Annotated in this window: 17 protein-coding genes; 5 read left to right on the plus strand and 12 right to left on the minus strand. The window is 32.6% G+C overall.

Annotated features, from left to right (window positions below; all coding sequences use genetic code 11):
• The first annotated feature begins 223 nt into the window (after positions 1–223).
• Complete coding sequence (rpsD, locus tag KPF49_RS04975) at positions 224–826, plus strand: 30S ribosomal protein S4 (RefSeq protein WP_183672701.1); 603 nt, start codon at positions 224–226, stop codon at positions 824–826.
• Positions 827–1,402: 576 nt separating this feature from the next.
• On the opposite strand, the gene KPF49_RS04980 is transcribed toward rpsD, so the two are convergent.
• The 5 genes from KPF49_RS04980 to KPF49_RS05000 all read right to left on the minus strand — a co-directional run bounded on the left by KPF49_RS04980 (position 1,403) and on the right by KPF49_RS05000 (position 4,825).
• On the minus strand, positions 1,403–1,621 hold the full coding sequence (locus KPF49_RS04980; RefSeq protein WP_183672700.1) for a hypothetical protein: 219 nt from the start codon (positions 1,619–1,621) through the stop codon (positions 1,403–1,405).
• A 672-nt stretch (positions 1,622–2,293) separates the two neighbouring features.
• Entirely contained in the window at positions 2,294–3,304 is a 1,011-nt protein-coding gene (locus tag KPF49_RS04985; RefSeq protein ID WP_183672698.1) for a Kiwa anti-phage protein KwaB-like domain-containing protein, read from the minus strand.
• Between the two features lie 195 nt (positions 3,305–3,499).
• Positions 3,500–3,811 carry a hypothetical protein gene (locus KPF49_RS04990; protein WP_183672697.1) on the minus strand — a complete coding sequence of 104 codons (312 nt, stop codon included), beginning with the start codon at positions 3,809–3,811 and terminating at the stop codon, positions 3,500–3,502.
• A complete protein-coding gene (locus KPF49_RS04995) occupies positions 3,804–4,289 on the minus strand; it encodes a peptidoglycan recognition protein family protein (RefSeq protein ID WP_183672696.1) in 486 nt (161 codons plus the stop codon). Before KPF49_RS04995 ends, KPF49_RS04990 begins: the two co-directional genes overlap by 8 nt.
• A gap of 170 nt (positions 4,290–4,459) precedes the next feature.
• Positions 4,460–4,825, minus strand: a complete 366-nt coding sequence (locus tag KPF49_RS05000; protein ID WP_183672695.1) for a DoxX family protein — start codon at positions 4,823–4,825, stop codon at positions 4,460–4,462.
• A 50-nt stretch (positions 4,826–4,875) separates the two neighbouring features.
• Here KPF49_RS05000 and KPF49_RS05005 point away from each other — a divergent pair, with 50 nt between their 5' ends.
• Positions 4,876–5,319: an SACOL1771 family peroxiredoxin gene (locus tag KPF49_RS05005; protein WP_183672694.1), complete on the plus strand. Its 444-nt coding sequence runs from the start codon at positions 4,876–4,878 to the stop codon at positions 5,317–5,319.
• Positions 5,320–5,378: 59 nt separating this feature from the next.
• Positions 5,379–5,918 carry a hypothetical protein gene (locus tag KPF49_RS05010; RefSeq protein ID WP_183672693.1) on the plus strand — a complete coding sequence of 180 codons (540 nt, stop codon included), beginning with the start codon at positions 5,379–5,381 and terminating at the stop codon, positions 5,916–5,918.
• A 26-nt stretch (positions 5,919–5,944) separates the two neighbouring features.
• On the opposite strand, the gene KPF49_RS05015 is transcribed toward KPF49_RS05010, so the two are convergent.
• From KPF49_RS05015 to KPF49_RS05025, 3 genes are read right to left on the minus strand one after another with little or no spacing between them, the layout of a single operon-like run.
• Positions 5,945–6,568: an N-acetyltransferase gene (locus KPF49_RS05015; RefSeq protein ID WP_183672692.1), complete on the minus strand. Its 624-nt coding sequence runs from the start codon at positions 6,566–6,568 to the stop codon at positions 5,945–5,947.
• A gap of 11 nt (positions 6,569–6,579) precedes the next feature.
• Entirely contained in the window at positions 6,580–6,864 is a 285-nt protein-coding gene (locus tag KPF49_RS05020) for a hypothetical protein (RefSeq protein ID WP_183672691.1), read from the minus strand.
• A 1-nt stretch (position 6,865) separates the two neighbouring features.
• Positions 6,866–8,005 carry an MFS transporter gene (locus tag KPF49_RS05025; RefSeq protein WP_183672690.1) on the minus strand — a complete coding sequence of 380 codons (1,140 nt, stop codon included), beginning with the start codon at positions 8,003–8,005 and terminating at the stop codon, positions 6,866–6,868.
• 145 nt (positions 8,006–8,150) lie between these two features.
• Here KPF49_RS05025 and KPF49_RS05030 point away from each other — a divergent pair, with 145 nt between their 5' ends.
• The gene (locus KPF49_RS05030; RefSeq protein ID WP_183672689.1) at positions 8,151–9,491 is read left to right on the plus strand and encodes a YjiH family protein; all 1,341 of its coding nucleotides are present in this window, start codon (positions 8,151–8,153) and stop codon (positions 9,489–9,491) included.
• A gap of 34 nt (positions 9,492–9,525) precedes the next feature.
• Here the strand turns inward: KPF49_RS05030 and KPF49_RS05035 are convergent, their stop codons facing one another.
• Both KPF49_RS05035 and tyrS read right to left on the minus strand, forming a co-directional pair.
• Positions 9,526–10,599, minus strand: coding sequence for a cytochrome P450 (locus KPF49_RS05035; RefSeq protein WP_183672688.1), 1,074 nt, complete (start codon positions 10,597–10,599; stop codon positions 9,526–9,528).
• A gap of 1 nt (position 10,600) precedes the next feature.
• Positions 10,601–11,866 carry a tyrosine--tRNA ligase gene (gene tyrS, locus KPF49_RS05040; RefSeq protein WP_183672687.1) on the minus strand — a complete coding sequence of 422 codons (1,266 nt, stop codon included), beginning with the start codon at positions 11,864–11,866 and terminating at the stop codon, positions 10,601–10,603.
• A 317-nt stretch (positions 11,867–12,183) separates the two neighbouring features.
• Between tyrS and KPF49_RS05045 the strand changes: the two genes are divergently transcribed.
• Positions 12,184–14,778, plus strand: a complete 2,595-nt coding sequence (locus tag KPF49_RS05045; protein WP_183672686.1) for a transglycosylase domain-containing protein — start codon at positions 12,184–12,186, stop codon at positions 14,776–14,778.
• A gap of 121 nt (positions 14,779–14,899) precedes the next feature.
• Here the strand turns inward: KPF49_RS05045 and KPF49_RS05050 are convergent, their stop codons facing one another.
• Positions 14,900–16,567, minus strand: a complete 1,668-nt coding sequence (locus tag KPF49_RS05050) for a formate--tetrahydrofolate ligase (protein WP_183672685.1) — start codon at positions 16,565–16,567, stop codon at positions 14,900–14,902.
• Positions 16,568–16,725: 158 nt separating this feature from the next.
• Positions 16,726–18,441 carry an acetate--CoA ligase gene (acsA, locus tag KPF49_RS05055; protein ID WP_183672684.1) on the minus strand — a complete coding sequence of 572 codons (1,716 nt, stop codon included), beginning with the start codon at positions 18,439–18,441 and terminating at the stop codon, positions 16,726–16,728.
• Positions 18,442–18,550 lie beyond the last annotated feature (109 nt).

The following is an 18,550-nucleotide window of genomic DNA, read 5'->3' on the forward strand; positions in this document are numbered from 1 at the left end:
TCTTCTCTTGACATTAGTAGTCATTTCACGTAATATATTAAATTGTGTAAATGAACAATATAAGTAGCAGGTAATTATTCTATGACCTTATGTGATTAGCGGTTGCGATGTGTTGTGTAACCAATGCTATGAGGCGAAGACACTTTGAATCACATACCCATAGAAGTAACTACCCCTTATGATGTTATTTGCATATAAATAAATCATTAAGGAGGAGTCAATAATGGCTCGTTTTACAGGATCGACTTGGAAAAAGTCACGTCGCCTAGGTATTTCATTATCAGGCACAGGTAAAGAATTAGAAAAGCGTCCATACGCTCCAGGGCAACATGGACCAAACCAAAGAGTTAAACTCTCAGAATATGGTTTACAATTAAAAGAGAAGCAAAAGCTTCGTTACATGCATGGAGTAAACGAACGTCAATTCCGTTCACTATTCGACCGTGCGGGTAACATGCCAGGAATCCACGGTGAAAACTTCATGATCTTACTTGCTTCACGTTTAGACAACGTAGTATTACGTTTAGGTTTAGCAAAAACTCAACGTCAAGCACGTCAATTAGTAAACCACGGACACATCACTGTTGATGGTAAAGTATTAGACATTCCGTCTTACCAACTTTCACCAGGTCAAACAATCGGTGTACGTGAAAAATCACAAAAATTAGACATCATTGAAGAAGCTCTAGAATTCAATAACTTCGTTCCAGAATACCTAGACTTCGATGCAGACAAATTAGAAGGTACATTCGTACGTCTACCAGAACGTAGCGAATTATCAGCTGAAATTAACGAACAATTAATCGTTGAGTACTATTCAAGATAAACAACTTAATTTCTACAATCACCCTACAAACGTTGTTAAATCAATGTTTGTGGAGGTTTTATTTTATATTAAATATTAACATAATACCCTTATTTACCCCTATTTATATTTGAAATTGGGGCAAAATTGGGGCAAAAATATAGGTACAAAATAGATTGTATTTAGCACTCGCATAAGAATGTGGGTGCTTATTTTTATGCAAACAAAAAAGAGGTAGCATATAGCTACCCCAAAACGTCTGCTACTGGGACACATCATTGAGAGGTGCGAGCAGTCCTATTAAATATATTATACCATATAAAAAGACGCCTATAATATAGACGTCTTTCGCAAACAGTCCGCGTACGGATACTGAAGCTGTTCCTAGATATATTATTTTTCATAAATTAATGATAATAAGAAGATAGTAAACTAGATAATATTATATTAAAAGTAACTGAATAATTTTATATAAGTAATGAATCTGCTCCTAAATTTTGAGTATAGTAATATTCTTGTGGAATTCTAATTAAATCATCCAACTTATTTGTTTTCATTTTTAATATAAAAGTTTTTAAATCATATTTATTTAATATTTTAAATTTCTCCATCTTTTACCAAAAACTCATACTGATCTATAAAATAGCCCCTATCTCTCAAACACACTATTTTTTTCTCTGGTCCTTCTGGTAATTCAACAGTATTTAAAAACTCTCCACATGCAAAACAACGACCTAAGAATTCTTCTTTTGGAAGTACTTCTTCATCTGTATAATCTATCCATTTTTCAATTTCTTCTTCAGTGAATATTCTCATTGTTATTCCTTCTTTCACTTATATATAGGTAATTATGCTGACCAATAACTTTAAGGTGTTAAAAATAAGGCGATTACCTTATATTAATATTCAAGATTTATTGTATAAATAATATACATTGTCAAATAAATTTACCCTAGTGCTCTTACTCTTAAGAACCTTTTTATCTTTTACAAGTATATATCCTTCTACTATCCTATCTCCATCTTTAAAAACGGCATAATATATCTTATAACCACTAAATAAAAAGATAGGATTTATAATGATATATTCTGTTTTAACCATAATTAATATTATGAAATTCAAGATGACTAATAAAACAAAATAATCAAATTGCGTTCTAAACTCTAAGAATAGGAATGGCATCAATAACGATAGAACAAAAAATGTATACTCATTCGCTGATATCTTATCATATTTTTTAATTTGTATAATATCAGTAGTTTTACTTTTCTTCTTTTTCATATTTATAAAAATTGTCGGCACTAGTTTATAGGTGACAATATAAATTATCGTAATAATTATTAAAAGAATAACCATTTCATATTTTGCAAAAATGTTCTTTGTAACTAAATAATCTCGTATTTCACCATAAATTATTAAAACTAATAATGGTGTATAGGCAACAAACCATAAAATATATTGAAACAACTTCTTAGATTCGATTATTAATCACTCTTCTCTATATCCAATTATTGATTGAATTTTTTGCGTCAAATAAGAAGTTACAATTTTGTTTTGAAATAAATAAATTACTGGAGTTAAATCATTCTTATCACTCTCTTTAATTTCAATTGTATTGTTTTCGAAATTAATAAACTTCATTAAATCATAAACAATGTCTAACTCCTTTTTTAAACTATCTACTGAACTAGGGCGTTTCTCCATTGCATCTTTTATGTCTTTTAATTCATTACATCTATCGTCAAAATGACTTTTTAAATCACTTAAAGTATCCTCAGATATTTGAGCCATTGATCTTGAGCGTACATATTTAGTAGCTTCACTCCTAAAGTAATCAATCGAACTTTGGTTAGCAAAAATATTTTGATTAACTATTCTATCAATATTACTATCTCTTTGCATTTCTATGTGTTCACTATACTTAAACGCCCATTCAAAATGTTGTGGATTATTAACAATTATATAATTTTTATATATAATAAAACTTATATAACCACCAACTTCAATGACTGATTCGGTTACTTCTTTATATTCTTCAAGTAATATACCTAATTTTTTATTTCTTCCAGCACCTTTTTCTCCTCTATAATAACCAAAATAACACCATTCATTTTTTGATGTGCAATGAATTTTTAACAAATGAAAAGAGGCATTTTTCATATCAAGTTTATTTTCAGACATCGATTTATATATTAATTCCAAATTGTTTTTTATACTTTCAAATTCATCAATATTAATAACTGGTAAAGTCTCGTTAACGTGGAATTCATTGTTATAATTAGTAAAATAAAACTCATCTTCTACTTTTAACCTGTTTAAATTATCGATAATATTAGACTTTAAAAAGTCTTGTAATTTAGTATCTATATTAACTTCTTTACACTCGTATTTTAAATCTAAATTATTAAAATGCCCAAAATAAAATAACTCTAACTCAAATTCCAAGGTTCTTTGTGATAACTCATTTAAAAAGATTTTTAAATCTTCGATTTGGTTCATTCCCCTAACCTCTTTCAGTGTGTAGTTATACACATTTTAACTGTAAGCAGTTCAATAAGCAATAAAATTATACAAAAATAGCTGTTAGCGAGGTGACTAACAGCTTAACTACACATTTATATTATATCACAAAGTTATATATAGGAACATACATTCGGTTATAAATAAAAACAGGGAGCATTTCAGCTCCCTTTGTTAATATCTCTTATTCACTTCACGCTGAATTACGTTTGGATCGTAGTCTGCTCTTTTCAATCTATTAAATCTATCTTGACCATTACCCCATTTGCCTGCGATAACTTCGTTCACAATTGTTGCGACCGACTTAGATGTCGGTCGCACATTAACGCCCATTCTACGATTGATTTCTGTCTGAACTTTAGCATAGTTACTACCTAAAGAACGTTTACGTGCATCTCCATTACCATGCTTTCCAGCTAATACTTCAACTGCAAGTTGTGAGATTGTTTTAGATTTAGGTTTAATCGTTGTTTTCTTTTTACTCACTTTTTTTAGATTTAGCCTTAGTAACTTTCTTACCATTTAATTGGTCTAAATATCGTTGTACTTTACGTCTAAACGCTTGGTAACTATTAGTAGCGTGCATTTTATGTGGACAGTCTTTACGTGACCAGTCATAGTGACGTTTAAGTCTGTCAATACCCCAACCGTACTGCTTTAATACATGTGCGATATATAGTGCTGCATTATCCTCTGCTTTCTTGTATCGTGCAGATTTAGCACCACTATAACCGTTATCCATACTGTAGCAAATTTCAATACCGATTGATTGTCGGTTACCTGCACCATTACCATCGCCTGCATGCCACGTATTACGGTTAAATGGTATTAATTGAACAGCTTCTTTATCGTCAATTGCAACGTGATAACTGACTTGTAGATTATTATAGTTGTGGAACGATGCTTCATTTCTTGCTGAAGCAGTATTTCCAGTATTATGCATCGTATTATATTGAGGTTTCATAGCGTATGGTACTTTAATATAGATTATTATCCATACAATAAAATGTCACTAATTAATATTATACTGAATATTTATGTATTTTACATTTATATTTAAAATCATTAGAAAATATTAATGGTATAACAATAAAAAAACATAGATAGTTAAACACTATCTATGTGACTTTGTTTTTATCTTCTTCCTAATTTTAATGCTCCGATGATTAGTGGGATTTGAAGCGGAAGGCGTCCGTATAATACGTATGGATTTGCTTCAGTGCCTGGTTTAAATGGTATTTTCTTTAAAGCCATATATACATTCGCTGGAAATACTGCAATCATAAATAATGCAATGAGTTTTCCATAAATGTTGTGTTTACTTTTCACCCATAATAAAAACGAAAATAGTATTTCTAATACACCAGTAAATTTTACGATAAACGTCTTACAAGGTAATACTGATGGGACGATTCTTCTAAATCCTTCTAGATTAATAAAGTGTAATACTCCTGCACCCATTAATAAAATTGAGTATAATGTTCTTAATATTACTTTCATCTAAATACTTCCTTTCATTAATATAATAAAATAAATTTAAAGGTGATTCTATGATTATGCATGATTTTAAAGTACAAACAAACTGGGAAAATGGTAGGAGTTCTATCGGAGATTTTAAAGCTGATCATATCGATGGTAAGATTTCGATTCCAAGTGAACTTGGCGGTCCGGGTGACGCATCAAATCCTGACGAATTATTAGTTGCTGCTGCATCTAGTTGTTACATTATTAGCCTTGCTGCGACACTAGAGCGCGCGAGATTTACGAATGTTAAAATTACTTTAAACTCTGTCGGTACCGCTTCTTTAAGTGAGAGTGGTAAATTTAAAATGGAGACAATTACTCACTATCCGACTATTTTTACTGATGATACTGAAAAATTAGAAAAACGTATCGATAAATTAATAGAAATTGCAGACAATAACTGCATGGTATCTAACGCGATCCGAGGAAATGTCGAGATTATTGTTAAACCAACAATTGATAGTAAGTAATATTGAATTTTAAATCATTTTAATCTAAAATCTAACTATTACTCTATTCAGGTGATGAAATGAATACGTACTTGATTTTAGCTATTGTTTTCGGTTTGATTACTCTCGCATTATTTACTTTAACAGTTAAACACGCATCACAAGGTGAGCGGTCTGCGATGTGGTCAGGGTTTACAATCGTCAGTTTGGTCATTACAGTCATCGTTGTTGGTGTTTATCAACAGGAAAAATTATATTATAACCCAAAAGAAATCGCGGATAACGTATTGAGTAAACAAATACAAGATGTTGTCCATGCGTATAATTTACAAGATGATTATTATGAAGCAGATATTCCAAAGTTTGAAAAAGGTGAGTACCGAGAAAATACCCCTTTAAAGTTTTCAGACTACACGGTAACAAATATTGTGAAAAAACCACGCGGTCAATATATTACGATTGAAAAGAATAACAAATCTGTCATTATATATGATCCGATTGGTAAAAGAGATATTAAACTCGAGCAGCAATATACATTTTTAGGATCTCCAAGCTTATCGTATCCGTTTGTAGTAAAACTTCATTATAAAGATGACCAGTCGAGGTTTGTTTTATTTTAAAAAAGAGAAGAGTTAAAAACTCTTCTCTATTTTTTATAATACGTAATATAGTCGTCTTTTAATTCTACACCGATATAGTCTTTGCCGTTTTCTAGCATCCAATCAAAATCATCATATTTAATTTTAATTGGATCTCCACTTAGCATTTGTTCATTTTCTAAGTCGAGCATTAAAATATGACGTCTTTTATTTCCATATTTAATTTTTGTGTTTACAATATTTAAACCAAGTGACATTGTATTTTTTAAACTTGGTAAATTTGTCGGCATTACTGTACCTATTAAATATTTAAACTGTTTATCTTTACGTAACTTTTCTAGTAATACCTCCCCCATTTTTAATTGAAGGTTTTTGCCACGTAAATCTTCATGGATAAATGTAATCTCTGAGTAAATCGTATCTTCACGACTCACATTTGCGTCATCTGCTAAATGCTCATCTTCATTTATTTTTGGTATATAAAATGCTCTAAGTGCTTTTAATTTTTCACCATCAAACACACCAACACTATATTCACTTTCTAATAATGTCAGCATGTCTTCTCTACCTAATGTTTCTAATACTTCTTTATCTTCAAGATTATCATAGACTTCTTTTTGAAGACTAAGCACTTCGTCGATATATTTCGGGGTAATATTTACAATCTCCATTTACAGCCTCCTTAACTAAACAAGTACTGATTAATTAAATCTAATGATTCAATTGGTTTTCCAGTAAAGTATACATAGAAATAATATAAAACAATTAAGACGATTACAATTATAAATAAACTCGCAAATGATTTTATAAACTTAAAGATAATACGATAAATCATTGAAACAATCGCTAAAAATATAATCATGTATATTAAGCTCTGGACTGTTAAATCAATATTATACAATCCAGTATAATTTAAACCGAATATTAATATGACAGACAACATAATTAGAACAAAAATTCTTTTCAAACTACTTCCTACTTTCTACATACGTCAGCTGAGTCGCAATAACAATTCCAATGACTAAAAATACGGCACTAATAAATGGTAAATATGATACTACAATTTTATCGATAAATATTCCACCAATAACCGCACCAAGTCCAATTCCTAAGTTTAAACTCGACATGTTCCAGCTAAATACTTTAGAAGCACTTCCCTTTACACTATTAACAAGTCCTGACTGAATCATTGGTGATGTACTCCACTGGAAAACGTTAAACAAGTAAAATGCAATAAAAAATAGGAGTGGTATATTAAACGTAAATGGTAACGAAATTGCCATTGTCGTAAATAATATTAGCATCGTAATAATCGCATGCTTAATGTTGAATTTGTCAACGAGTATACCACCTAAATATGTTCCAGACATTCCACCAAGGCCAGCAACAAATAATGCAAGTGATACTTGATTTAATGAAAAACTATTTTCTGTTAATAATGGTGAAATATATCCAATAATATTAAAGTTTGCTGTCAGTACAAGTAGTGTAATCGTAATATATAATACGACGTTCTTTTTATTTAATATGATGTTTTCATCGTCTATATTTGAAATGTGAGAAGTTTCTGGAAGTTTTCTTAATAAAATTGTCGATACGATAATTGTTAAAATAATGATGATAAAGAATACTTCTCGCCATCCAAAAATATTACCAACGAGTGTGCTAATTGGTATTCCAAAAACATTCGCTGCACTAAATCCCATGTAAACGAGTGCAATCATTTTTCCTCTTAAGTGTGCTTCAGATAATAGTGAAGTTAAATCTAAAATCTTAACAATTAAAACTGACGCACCCATCGCTGTAATCACACGACCAATAGCAAGTGTAAAAAACGACTGGCTGAGCATAAAAATAACATTACCAAGTATAAATATTAAAAATGAATACAATATCATTTTCTTTTGACTAAATTTTTCACTGATTTGTATTAATAGTGGTCCAAAAACCGCAAATGACACAGCGTACACTGTAATCAGTTGTCCAGTTAATCCGTAACTAATATTTAAATCACTACTGATCATTTCTATTAAACCTGAAATAATCAGTTCCATAATTCCAAGTAAAAATATTGTAAACATAAATATTATAACTAACTTTCGATTCATCTAATCACCTTACAAAAAGTCTTACACTAATATAACACGAAATGATTGTTCGATATATAATGACAATATAATAAGCTTTTATTTAAATTTTCATTTTATTTTTAAACATTATAATGTATAATTATAAAAATAAAGAGGTGTTGTCATGTATTCACTAAAAAATAATTTAAAATTTATTATCCCTTCTTTAATCGGGATATTTATTTTTATATGTCCAATTAAAAATGAAAATAATGAAGTCACAGTACCAGTTGCTTTTATCGCCAATAAAATACTCGATTTTATTAGTTTATTTGGTGAGAATGCGATTAGTTATATCGTTGCGGCAATTATGGTCATTTCAGCAGTGTTTTCTTTAATATATTCCTATGTTGTTAAATCTAAAAACACTTTAATGAATCAATTATTTAACGAATCCTTTGCTTGGAATATTGTACGTATATTAGGTGCGGTATTTGGAATACTAGTCTTATTTGATATCGGACCGATTCAAATTACGTCTGAAGATACTGGTGGTACAGTTTTTTATGACTTACTGCCGACGCTATTTGCTGTATTTTTAATTGCTGGATTTTTACTACCACTACTTTTAAACTATGGACTGCTTGAATTTATCGGTACATTATTTAGAAACTTAATGCGTCCGATTTTTACATTGCCTGGACGTTCAACAGTCGATAACTTAGCGTCATGGGTTGGGGACGGAACAATCGGAGTATTACTTACAAGTAAACAGTATGAAGCAGGTTTTTACACAAAACGTGAGGCAACAGTTATTGCGACGATATTCTCTGTCGTATCGATCACATTTACAATTGTAATTTTAGAATACTTAGAGATGTTAAATTACTTTGTACCGTTTTATGCAACAGTTATATTTTCAGGGCTAGTGTGTGCGATTATACTACCGCGAATTCCACCACTATCTAAAATTGATGATACGTATTACGTTGAACATAACGGATATAGTGAAAAGATTCCTGACGGTGAAACGACTTTATCTTGGGGGTATAAGCAAGCGATTGAAGCGGCTAAAAAAGCAGATGGTCCTATTGAGATTGTAAGAGATGGTTATAAAACTGTACTAGATATGTGGCTTGCAGTGCTACCTGTCGTTATGGCCGTTGGTACACTCGGTACAGTTCTTGCTGAATTTACACCGATATTTAGTATTATTGGTGCACCGTTCGTTCCAATTTTAGAAACGATTGGAATTCCAGATGCTAAAGCTGTATCTGAAACATTATTTATCGGATTTACAGATATGTTTTTACCGACACTGGTCATCGGTAGTGAAGTATCAGAAATGGCGAGATTTATTGTTGGAGCGTTAAGTATTACACAGCTTCTATACTTATCAGAAGTTGGAGGAGTAATTTTAGGCTCAAAAATCCCACTAGGTATTGGAAAAATGTTTCTTATTTTCTTAATGAGAACAGCGATCTCACTTCCAATTATAATTATTGTAGCAATGATGCTTTTCTAATAAATAAAGACACTTCCTTTTATAATGAGTCCCATTAAGGAAGTGTCTTTTTTATATGCAGTGACGACAGTTCTTTAAAACCGAAAGTTGTCATCCACTCATAGTTTTCTATATCGTATTCATTTAAAATATCTAATTTTAATAATCGTTCTAAACCAATAGTAACAACTACAACACCTAAACAGTAATGTATACCGTGTCCAAACGTTAACCCGTAACCTTTCATAGTGTCATTCACAATATAAATTAGAATTAAAACATGATCGTTTTCTTCAATTGTCACATCGTCATATGTTTCTCTTTTTATGCATACTCTTCTTATATACGGAAACGGTGGATGCTTTTTAAGTACATCTTTTACAGTGTGCTCGGTTGCTGAAAGATTATATTTTACTTTTTCATAGATTAAACTATTTACACTACTTAAAAATGGACGGTGACCATCGATAACAAGGTTTAAAATAATATCTAGTACTTCTATATTAAAACCAGCTTCATGAATAATAGCTTGTATAAATCCATCTTCATTAATTTTTTTCTTTTGTATTAAATCTTTTAGAATTTCTCTAACAGACTGTATAGACGTTACGATTCTTTCACCGTCACCATCCCCTGTCATAATGTATTCAATTAACGCATCGCCCTCTTTTAAGAGTAAATGATAGTCCGTTTCATTTAATCCATAAAACTGTGATAAGTATGATACAACAAACGGCTCTGATACATCTTTAATAACATCAACATTTTTTTTAAAAATAATATCATTTTCTGCTTTTTTACTTGAACCTACTAAATGTTGAATCGTTTGATTTATAGCGCGCTGCAAGGCACGTTTCATATCTGTATGATGTTCCCCTTCTTTTTGATACATCAGCCAGTGATTATAAAATTCTGTCATCACTCGTTTATTTTCATTAGATGTACTTAATGACTCAATCTGCTCTTGCTTCCTAAACGCTGTAAAAGATTTACTTTTTAATATATCTTTAGCAATTTTTTCATCATTAATAATAAAAGCATCCATTGACTCATCGTAAAAGAGACTAGAGTCGACATAGTCTTTAACACTATCTCGACTCGTAAATAGATTCTTAAGATTTTTCTTCATATTATTCAAAATAAACGACTGTATATTTTTTCTTACCACGTCTAAATACGATTAAATCCCCTTCTAAAAAGTCTTTAGAAGTTACTGTGTAATCAACATCTTGCTCGCGCTCACCGTTAATGTAAATTGCACCGTTCTTAATATCTTCACGAGCTTGACGACGGCTGGATGAGATTTTAGTGTCTACAAGTAAGTTCACAAGTGGATGTTCAGTATTTTCTACTGCTTCTTGTGGTGCATTTTTCATAGCGTCTTTCAGTTCTTTACCTGATAACTCTTTAATATTTCCACTAAATAATGCTTCAGTAATTCGTAACGCTTCTTCAAGTGCCGCTTCATCATGTACAATTTTAACCATCTCTTCAGCTAATGCGCGTTGTGCTTTACGTAGGTGTGGTTCAGTTTTAACACTTTCTTCAAGAGCTTCAATCTCTTCACGAGATAAGAATGTAAATACTTTTAAAAAGTGAATGACATCTTCATCATTTTGGTTAAACCAAAACTGATAAAACTCGTATGGAGATGTTTTTTCTGGATCTAACCAAATATTTCCACCTTCAGATTTACCAAATTTAGAACCATCAGATTTTGTCACTAAAGGAATTGTAAGTCCCTCAGCATCTGTAATTCCATCGATACGACGCATTAAATCGATTCCTGAAACGATGTTCCCCCATTGGTCTGAACCACCGACTTGAATTTTTACGTTATATGAATTTCTTAAGTGTAAAAAGTCGATAGCTTGAATGATGTTATACGTAAATTCTGTAAATGAAATACCCGTTTCTAAACGTGACTGAATCGCATCTTTTGCAAGTAAATAGTTCACTCCGACATGCTTACCATAATCTCTTAAAAAAGAAATTAAACTAATATCTTTTAACCAGTCGTAGTTATTTACTAAAATTGCGTCTGTTTCTTTACCACTTTCAAAATTAAAAATACGTCGCAATTGTGCTTCAATTCCAGCGATATTTTTATCTAAATCTTCTTGTGAAATTAAATCGCGTTCTGATGCTTTAAATGAAGGATCTCCAACTTGACCTGTTCCCCCACCAACTAATACAACTGGGCGATGTCCATATTGCTGAAATCTTTTTAATACTAAAAATGGTACTAAGTGTCCAATATGTAAGCTATCTGCTGTTGGGTCAGTCCCGCAGTATAGTGATACTGTCTCATTTTCTACCAAATTTTCAATGTTTTCTTCATTTGTCACTTGGTATAATAGTCCACGCCATTTTAAATCTTGAATTAATTCACTCATTTTATCTCTCCTTTAAATATAAAAAAGCACCCATACAGTTTTGTATGGGTGCTAAACACGGTACCACCATATTTTTTACTCAATTTAGATTACAGTTCTCACTTTTGAAATTTTAATTGTAAGTGTATTCGCTAAAAGAAAATTATGTGTTCACACCACCCACACACTCTCTAAAAATTTTTCAGTTAGTTACTTCTCTTACATTTCAATATATTAAATTTAAATCTAATTAATATTATAATATCAATAACTAAATAATACAATCCTTGTTAAGTACATGTCAAATTATGATATAATTTCCTCAATAGGAGGTCGTAATGAACAAGAAAAATTTTACAGATCGTTTAAAACAATTATTCTCACGTCAAGATAAACCAAAGAACAAAGTTCAAGGGGATTCTTTTAAAGCACGTGCAAATAATATATCTCGTCGATTTAAAGAAACGAAACATCCATACCGCTTCTTATTTAATACGACATACGATACGATATGGAACGTCTTACTATTTACGATACTCTCATTAAGTTTAATCGGAATCTTACTATTTAGTATAGGATTAGGCTATTTTGCAGCTCTTGTAAATGATGATGTCAATTATACTAATGAAGAAATTGAAACAAAACTTAGAGACGTCACTGAAAGCACGAATGTCTCATTTGCTTCAGGTGAGAATCTCGGTACGTTAAAGTCCGATTTAATTAGAGAGTCCATTAAATACGAAGATATACCAGAAAACGTTATTGACGCACTTATAGTTACAGAAGATGAAAATTTCTACGAACATAACGGTGTTGTTCCAAAAGCATTTATACGTGCATCACTTCAAGAGGTTGTTTCAAGTGGTGAAGGTACCGGAGGTAGTACGTTAACTCAGCAACTCGTTAAGAACCAACTACTCACTAACGATCCAACTTTCCAGCGTAAAGCTTCAGAATTATTGCTTGCATTTAAAGTAGAAGATTTACTTTCTAAAGAAGAGATTTTAACATCTTATTTAAATGCGGTATCGTTTGGACGTAATGCGAATGGTCAAAATATTGCTGGTATTAAAAGCGCTGCTAAAGGTGTCTTCGGTAAAGAAGCAAAAGACTTAAACTTAGCTGAAGCTTCATTTCTAGCGGGAATGCCTCAAAATCCATACGCATATACACCATTTAACGTAGATGGGTCTTTAAAAAGTGAAGATGAGCTTTCTCTTGGTAAAAAAAGACAAGAATATGTGCTCAGTCGATTACTCACTGAAGGTAACATTACTGAAGAAGAGTATGACGAAGCAATGAACTATGACTTATATGACAATATGACAAGTTCAGTAGACGTACCAAATCAAAAATATCCATTTTTAACTGAAGAAATCGAAAGACGCGCAGTTGGCGTTCTAAAATATATTCTCGCTGAGGAAGACGGTGTTTCTCGTGAAGACTTAAATGTTACACCACTTTTAAATCAAGAATATACTCAAAAAGCAAATGATGCATTAAGAAATAATGGATATCAAATTGAGACAACAATTGATAAAAATATTTACGACACGATGCAAGACGTTAAAAACAATCAATTTTCATACTATGGTGACCGTAGTTCGTTAGATGCGATTGACGCTTCATATAGCGATGAAGGTGAAATGCAGAAACATGAAGTTGGTGCAATGCTTAAAAATAACAAAACTGGTGCGATATTAGGATTCATTGGTGGTAGAGATTTCAAATCATCAGAAAATAACCACGCAACTCAAACATCAAGAATGTCTGGATCAACAATGAAACCTCTAGCAGTATATGGTCCTGGAATTGACAAAGGACTGATTGCTCCAGATACGGTAATTTTAGACAAGCAGTTTTCAATTTATAACCCTCAGTCAGGTACAAGTTATTCTCCACAAAACTATGATAGAAAAGACTTTGGTCTACTATCAGTTAAAAATGCACTCGCAAACTCTTATAACTTATCAACGTTAAGATTATGGGCAGAAGTGAGAAAGCATAATCCAAGAGAATATCTAGATAACCTAGGGCTTAACATGCCTGATTCTCTATTTGATCAAGACGGTATAGGTATTCCTTCTTTACCACTTGGAGTTAATAATATGACTGTTGAAGAAGGTGTGAATGCATTTTCTAGTTTTGGTAACAACGGTGTCATGACAGATAGTTATATGATTGAAAAAATAACAGATCCAACTGGAAAAGTGATTTATGAACATGAGCAAAAAGAAAAAGATGTATGGAATGATTCAACTGCATATCTAATGACAGATATATTAAAAGAAGTATTTAAAACAGGTTCAGCCTATCACATCAAAGATTACTACCACTCAATATCATCCACATATGATTGGGCAACAAAAACAGGTACTTCTGAGCAGTTTGTTGACTCTTGGATGATTGCATATAACCCTGAAGTTACACTCGGTATGTGGATGGGATACGATAGTAATATTCCTCAAGTATACGGTACAGAAAACGATGACCATATTACAATATATAACTGGCAATCACTATCAAGCGCGCTTCAAAATGCAGATAGTGAAAAAATGGGTGCAGGACAAATGTTCTCACAACCAAATTCAGTTTATAAAGAGTCATTTTGTGGTATGTTAATGCAAAAAGGTAACTGCGGAGAAGATAAAGAAATCTCAGGATTAGTTGCAAACAATACTCAATTTAGTAATAAATCTGGTCTAGATGATAACGACGTATTAAATCGTAACGGTAAAGACTTTGATACCGGCTTATCTGCAAGTGATTTAAGAGGTGTTGTAAGAGGATCAGGTGATAACTATTATCGCATTGGTTCAACACCGAAAAAAGTCGTAAAGTCTATTAAAGATAAATTAAAAGAAAGTAAAAGCAATTCCAATAGTTCAGATAACGAATCAGGATATGACTCACAAAATAATAGCTCACAATAGTTTAACACCCCTTAAATATAACAATTTAAGGGGTGTTTTTAGTTCATTTAAGAAAATAAAACATTAATCATTAAAAAACGCGCACATCTTTGTACGCGTCTTTTTAGTTCGTTTGGTTTTATTAGAATAAACCTGTAGAGTTACCTTCTGCGTCAACATCCATATGGTTTGCAGATGGAACTTTAGGTAATCCTGGCATAGTCATTACGTTACCAGTTAATGCAACGATGAATCCTGCACCAGTTTTTGCAATTAATTCACGAACTGTGATTGTAAAGCCTGTTGGACGACCAAGTTTTTTCTCATCGTCTGATAATGAGTATTGAGTCTTAGCCATACATACAGGGAAGTCTCCCCAACCGTTTTCTTCGATTTCTTTAATTTGACGTTTTGCTTTGTCAGTGAAGTTTACACCGTCTCCACCGTATACTTCTGTAACGATTTTTTCAATTTTTTCTGGGATTGAAAGATCAAGGTCGTAAAGTTGTTTGAAGTTATTTGGCGTTTCAAGTGCTTCTTTAACTTGTTTCGCTAACTCAATACCACCTTCTCCACCTTTTTCCCATACTTGTGTAAGTGCAACTTTTACGTCGCGCTCTTCACACCAGTCTAATACAAAGTTACGTTCAGCATCTGTATCTGTAACGAAGTCGTTTAATGCAACGATTGGTTCTACACCGAATTTACGAGCGTTTTCGATGTGTTTTTCTAAGTTAACGATACCAGCTTTAAGTGCGTCAAGGTTTTCTTCACCTAAATCACTTTTCGCAACTCCACCGTTCATCTTAAGCGCACGGATTGTAGCAACTAATACAATTGCATCTGGTTGGAATTCACCAAAACGTGCTTTGATGTCCATGAACTTCTCAGCACCTAGGTCTGAACCGAATCCAGCTTCAGTAATTACAACGTCAGATAATTTTCTTGCAGTGTTTGTTGCAATTAATGAGTTACAACCGTGTGCAATGTTAGCAAATGGTCCACCGTGAATTAATGCAGGTGTACCTTCCATTGTTTGTACAAGGTTAGGTTTAATTGCTTCTTTAAGAAGTAATGCTAGTGCACCTTCTACACCTAATTCTTTTACTGTAACTGGTTTTTTATCTTTCGTGTAACCAAATACAATACGTCCTAATCTTTCTTTAAGGTCGATTAAGTCTGTTGCTAAACAAAGAATAGCCATGATCTCACTTGCAACAGTGATGTCAAAACCGTCTTCACGTGGAACACCTGAAGTTGGTCCACCTAAACCGATGACTACGTTACGTAATTCGCGGTCATTAATGTCCACAACACGTTTCCAAGTAATTCTTCTTTGGTCAATGTTTAATTCATTGCCTTGGTGAATATGGTTATCAATTAAAGCTGATAAAGTGTTGTTTGCTGATGTGATTGCATGTAAGTCACCGTTGAAGTGAAGGTTAATTTCTTCCATTGGTAATACTTGTGCATGTCCACCACCAGTTGCTCCACCTTTAATACCCATTACTGGTCCAAGTGATGGTTCACGTAGTGCAACCATAACTTTTTCTCCAAGTTGGTTAAATGCATCCGCTAGACCAACTGTAACAGTTGATTTACCTTCACCAGCTGGTGTTGGGTTCATTGCTGTTACAAGTACTACTTTTGAATCATTTTCGTTACCTTCGAGATTTTTAATATCAACTTTTGCTTTATATTTACCGTGAAGTTCTAATGCTTCCTCAGGAATACCTGCTTTTTCCGCAATTTCTTCAATCGGTTTTAAAGTTGCTTTTGCAGCAATCTCTTGGTCCGTTAAATGTGCCATTCTGCTTTCATCTCCCAAATAAGATATTTTTAAGATTTTAATAAATCTCTCACTTATCATTATTACATAGAATCTAGTTCTGTGCCACAGTTATCAGTTTCTTAAACTACTATTTTAGAACAAATAGAAAAAACAGCAGATAAAAATCTGCTGTTATATTAATCATCATCCATACTTGATAAATCTCCTGCGTCAAGATCTAATTCCCACGCTTTTAATACACGTCTCATAATTTTACCACTACGTGTTTTTGGTAATTTATCTTTAAATTCTATTTCACGTGGTGCAGCGTGTGCTGCAAGACCAAGTTTTACAAAATTACGAATTTCTTCTTTCAACTCATCACTTGGTTCGTAGCCGTCACGAAGTGCAATAAATGCTTTAACGATTTCACCGCGTACTGGATCTGGTTTACCAATTACCCCAGCTTCTTGTACCGCTTCGTGTTCAACTAATTTCGATTCAATTTCAAACGGACCAACTCTTTCGCCTGCTGTCATAATGACATCATCAATGCGCCCTTGGAAGAAGAAATAGCCATCTTCGTCTACGAACGCTGAGTCTCCGGATACGAACCAATCACCGATAAAGTAAGATTTATATTTTTCGTTGTTATTCCAAATATCTCTCATCATTGAAGGCCATGGTGCTTTCATTGCTAAGTTACCCATACGGTTTGGTGGTAATTCTTTACCACTATCATCTACGATTGATGCTTCAATTCCAGGTAACGGTTTACCCATCGATCCTGCTTTAATATCTAATGACGGGAAGTTTACAATCATATGTGCACCTGTTTCAGTCATCCACCACGTATCATGAATTCTCAAATTAAATACCTTATCGCTCCACTTAATTACTTCTGGGTTTAATGGCTCGCCTACTGAAAGTAAATGTCTTAAGTTGCTAAGATCATATTGTTTCATGACCTCGTCTCCAGCTCCCATTAACATACGAAATGCTGTTGGAGCTGAATACCAGATTGTTACTTTCAACTCTTCAAGTGCTGAGTACCATGCTTCAGGTGAGAAACGACCGCCGACAATTACGTTTGTTGCACGGTTTAACCACGGTGCAAAAATACCATAGCTTGTACCAGTCACCCAACCAGGATCTGCTGTACACCAGTATACGTCATCTTCCTTAATATCTGTAACGTATTTACCAGAAATATACTGCTGAATCATCACATTATGCACGTGATAGACACCTTTTGGTGAGCCCGTGGAACCACTTGTATAATGTAAAATTAAACCATCTTCAAGATTGACCCACTCAATATCAAACTCATTACTTGCTTCATCAAATAAAGAGATAAAGTCGATTACTTTTTCGTCTTCTTTAACATCTTCACCAACAACAAATACGTGTTCTAACGAATCTATATTATTATATGGTACTCTTTCTAATAAATCAGATGTTGTAATTAAAACATTTGCTTCAGAATCTTCTAATCGATCAACAACTGCTTTTTCCATAAATGCTTCAAATAAAGGTCCTACAATCGCACCGATTTTAATTGCACCAAGGAATACGAAGTATAACTCAGGTGATCTTGGCATAAAGATAAATACACGGTCACCTTTTTTAACTCCTTTTTCGACTAGCATATTTGCTGCTTTATTTGATTTTTCTTTCATATCTTTAAATGTAAACGTTTTCGTTTTATTGCCATTTTTATAATGAAGCGCCACCTTATCACCGTAGCCTTCATCGACATGACGATCGATGGCTTCATAAGCCATGTTCACTTTACCTGTTTCGTACCAAGTAAAATGCTTTTTAGCTTCTTCCCATGAAAAGTTTTTTACTGATTCTTCGTAGCTCTTCATATTTGGATTTTGATCTACTGCTTTATAGATTTCGTGTTCCATTTAGTTCACTCCTAATAAAAAAGTAAAACGCTTTCTTTTGTATTTAATTATCATGTTAAACCTTATTTTATAGAATTTCAAGATTATCTATTTTTTTATTTAGTACTAT

The sequence above is a fragment of the Nosocomiicoccus ampullae genome (assembly GCF_019357495.1).
Classification (GTDB): Bacteria; Bacillota; Bacilli; order Staphylococcales; family Salinicoccaceae; genus Nosocomiicoccus; species Nosocomiicoccus ampullae.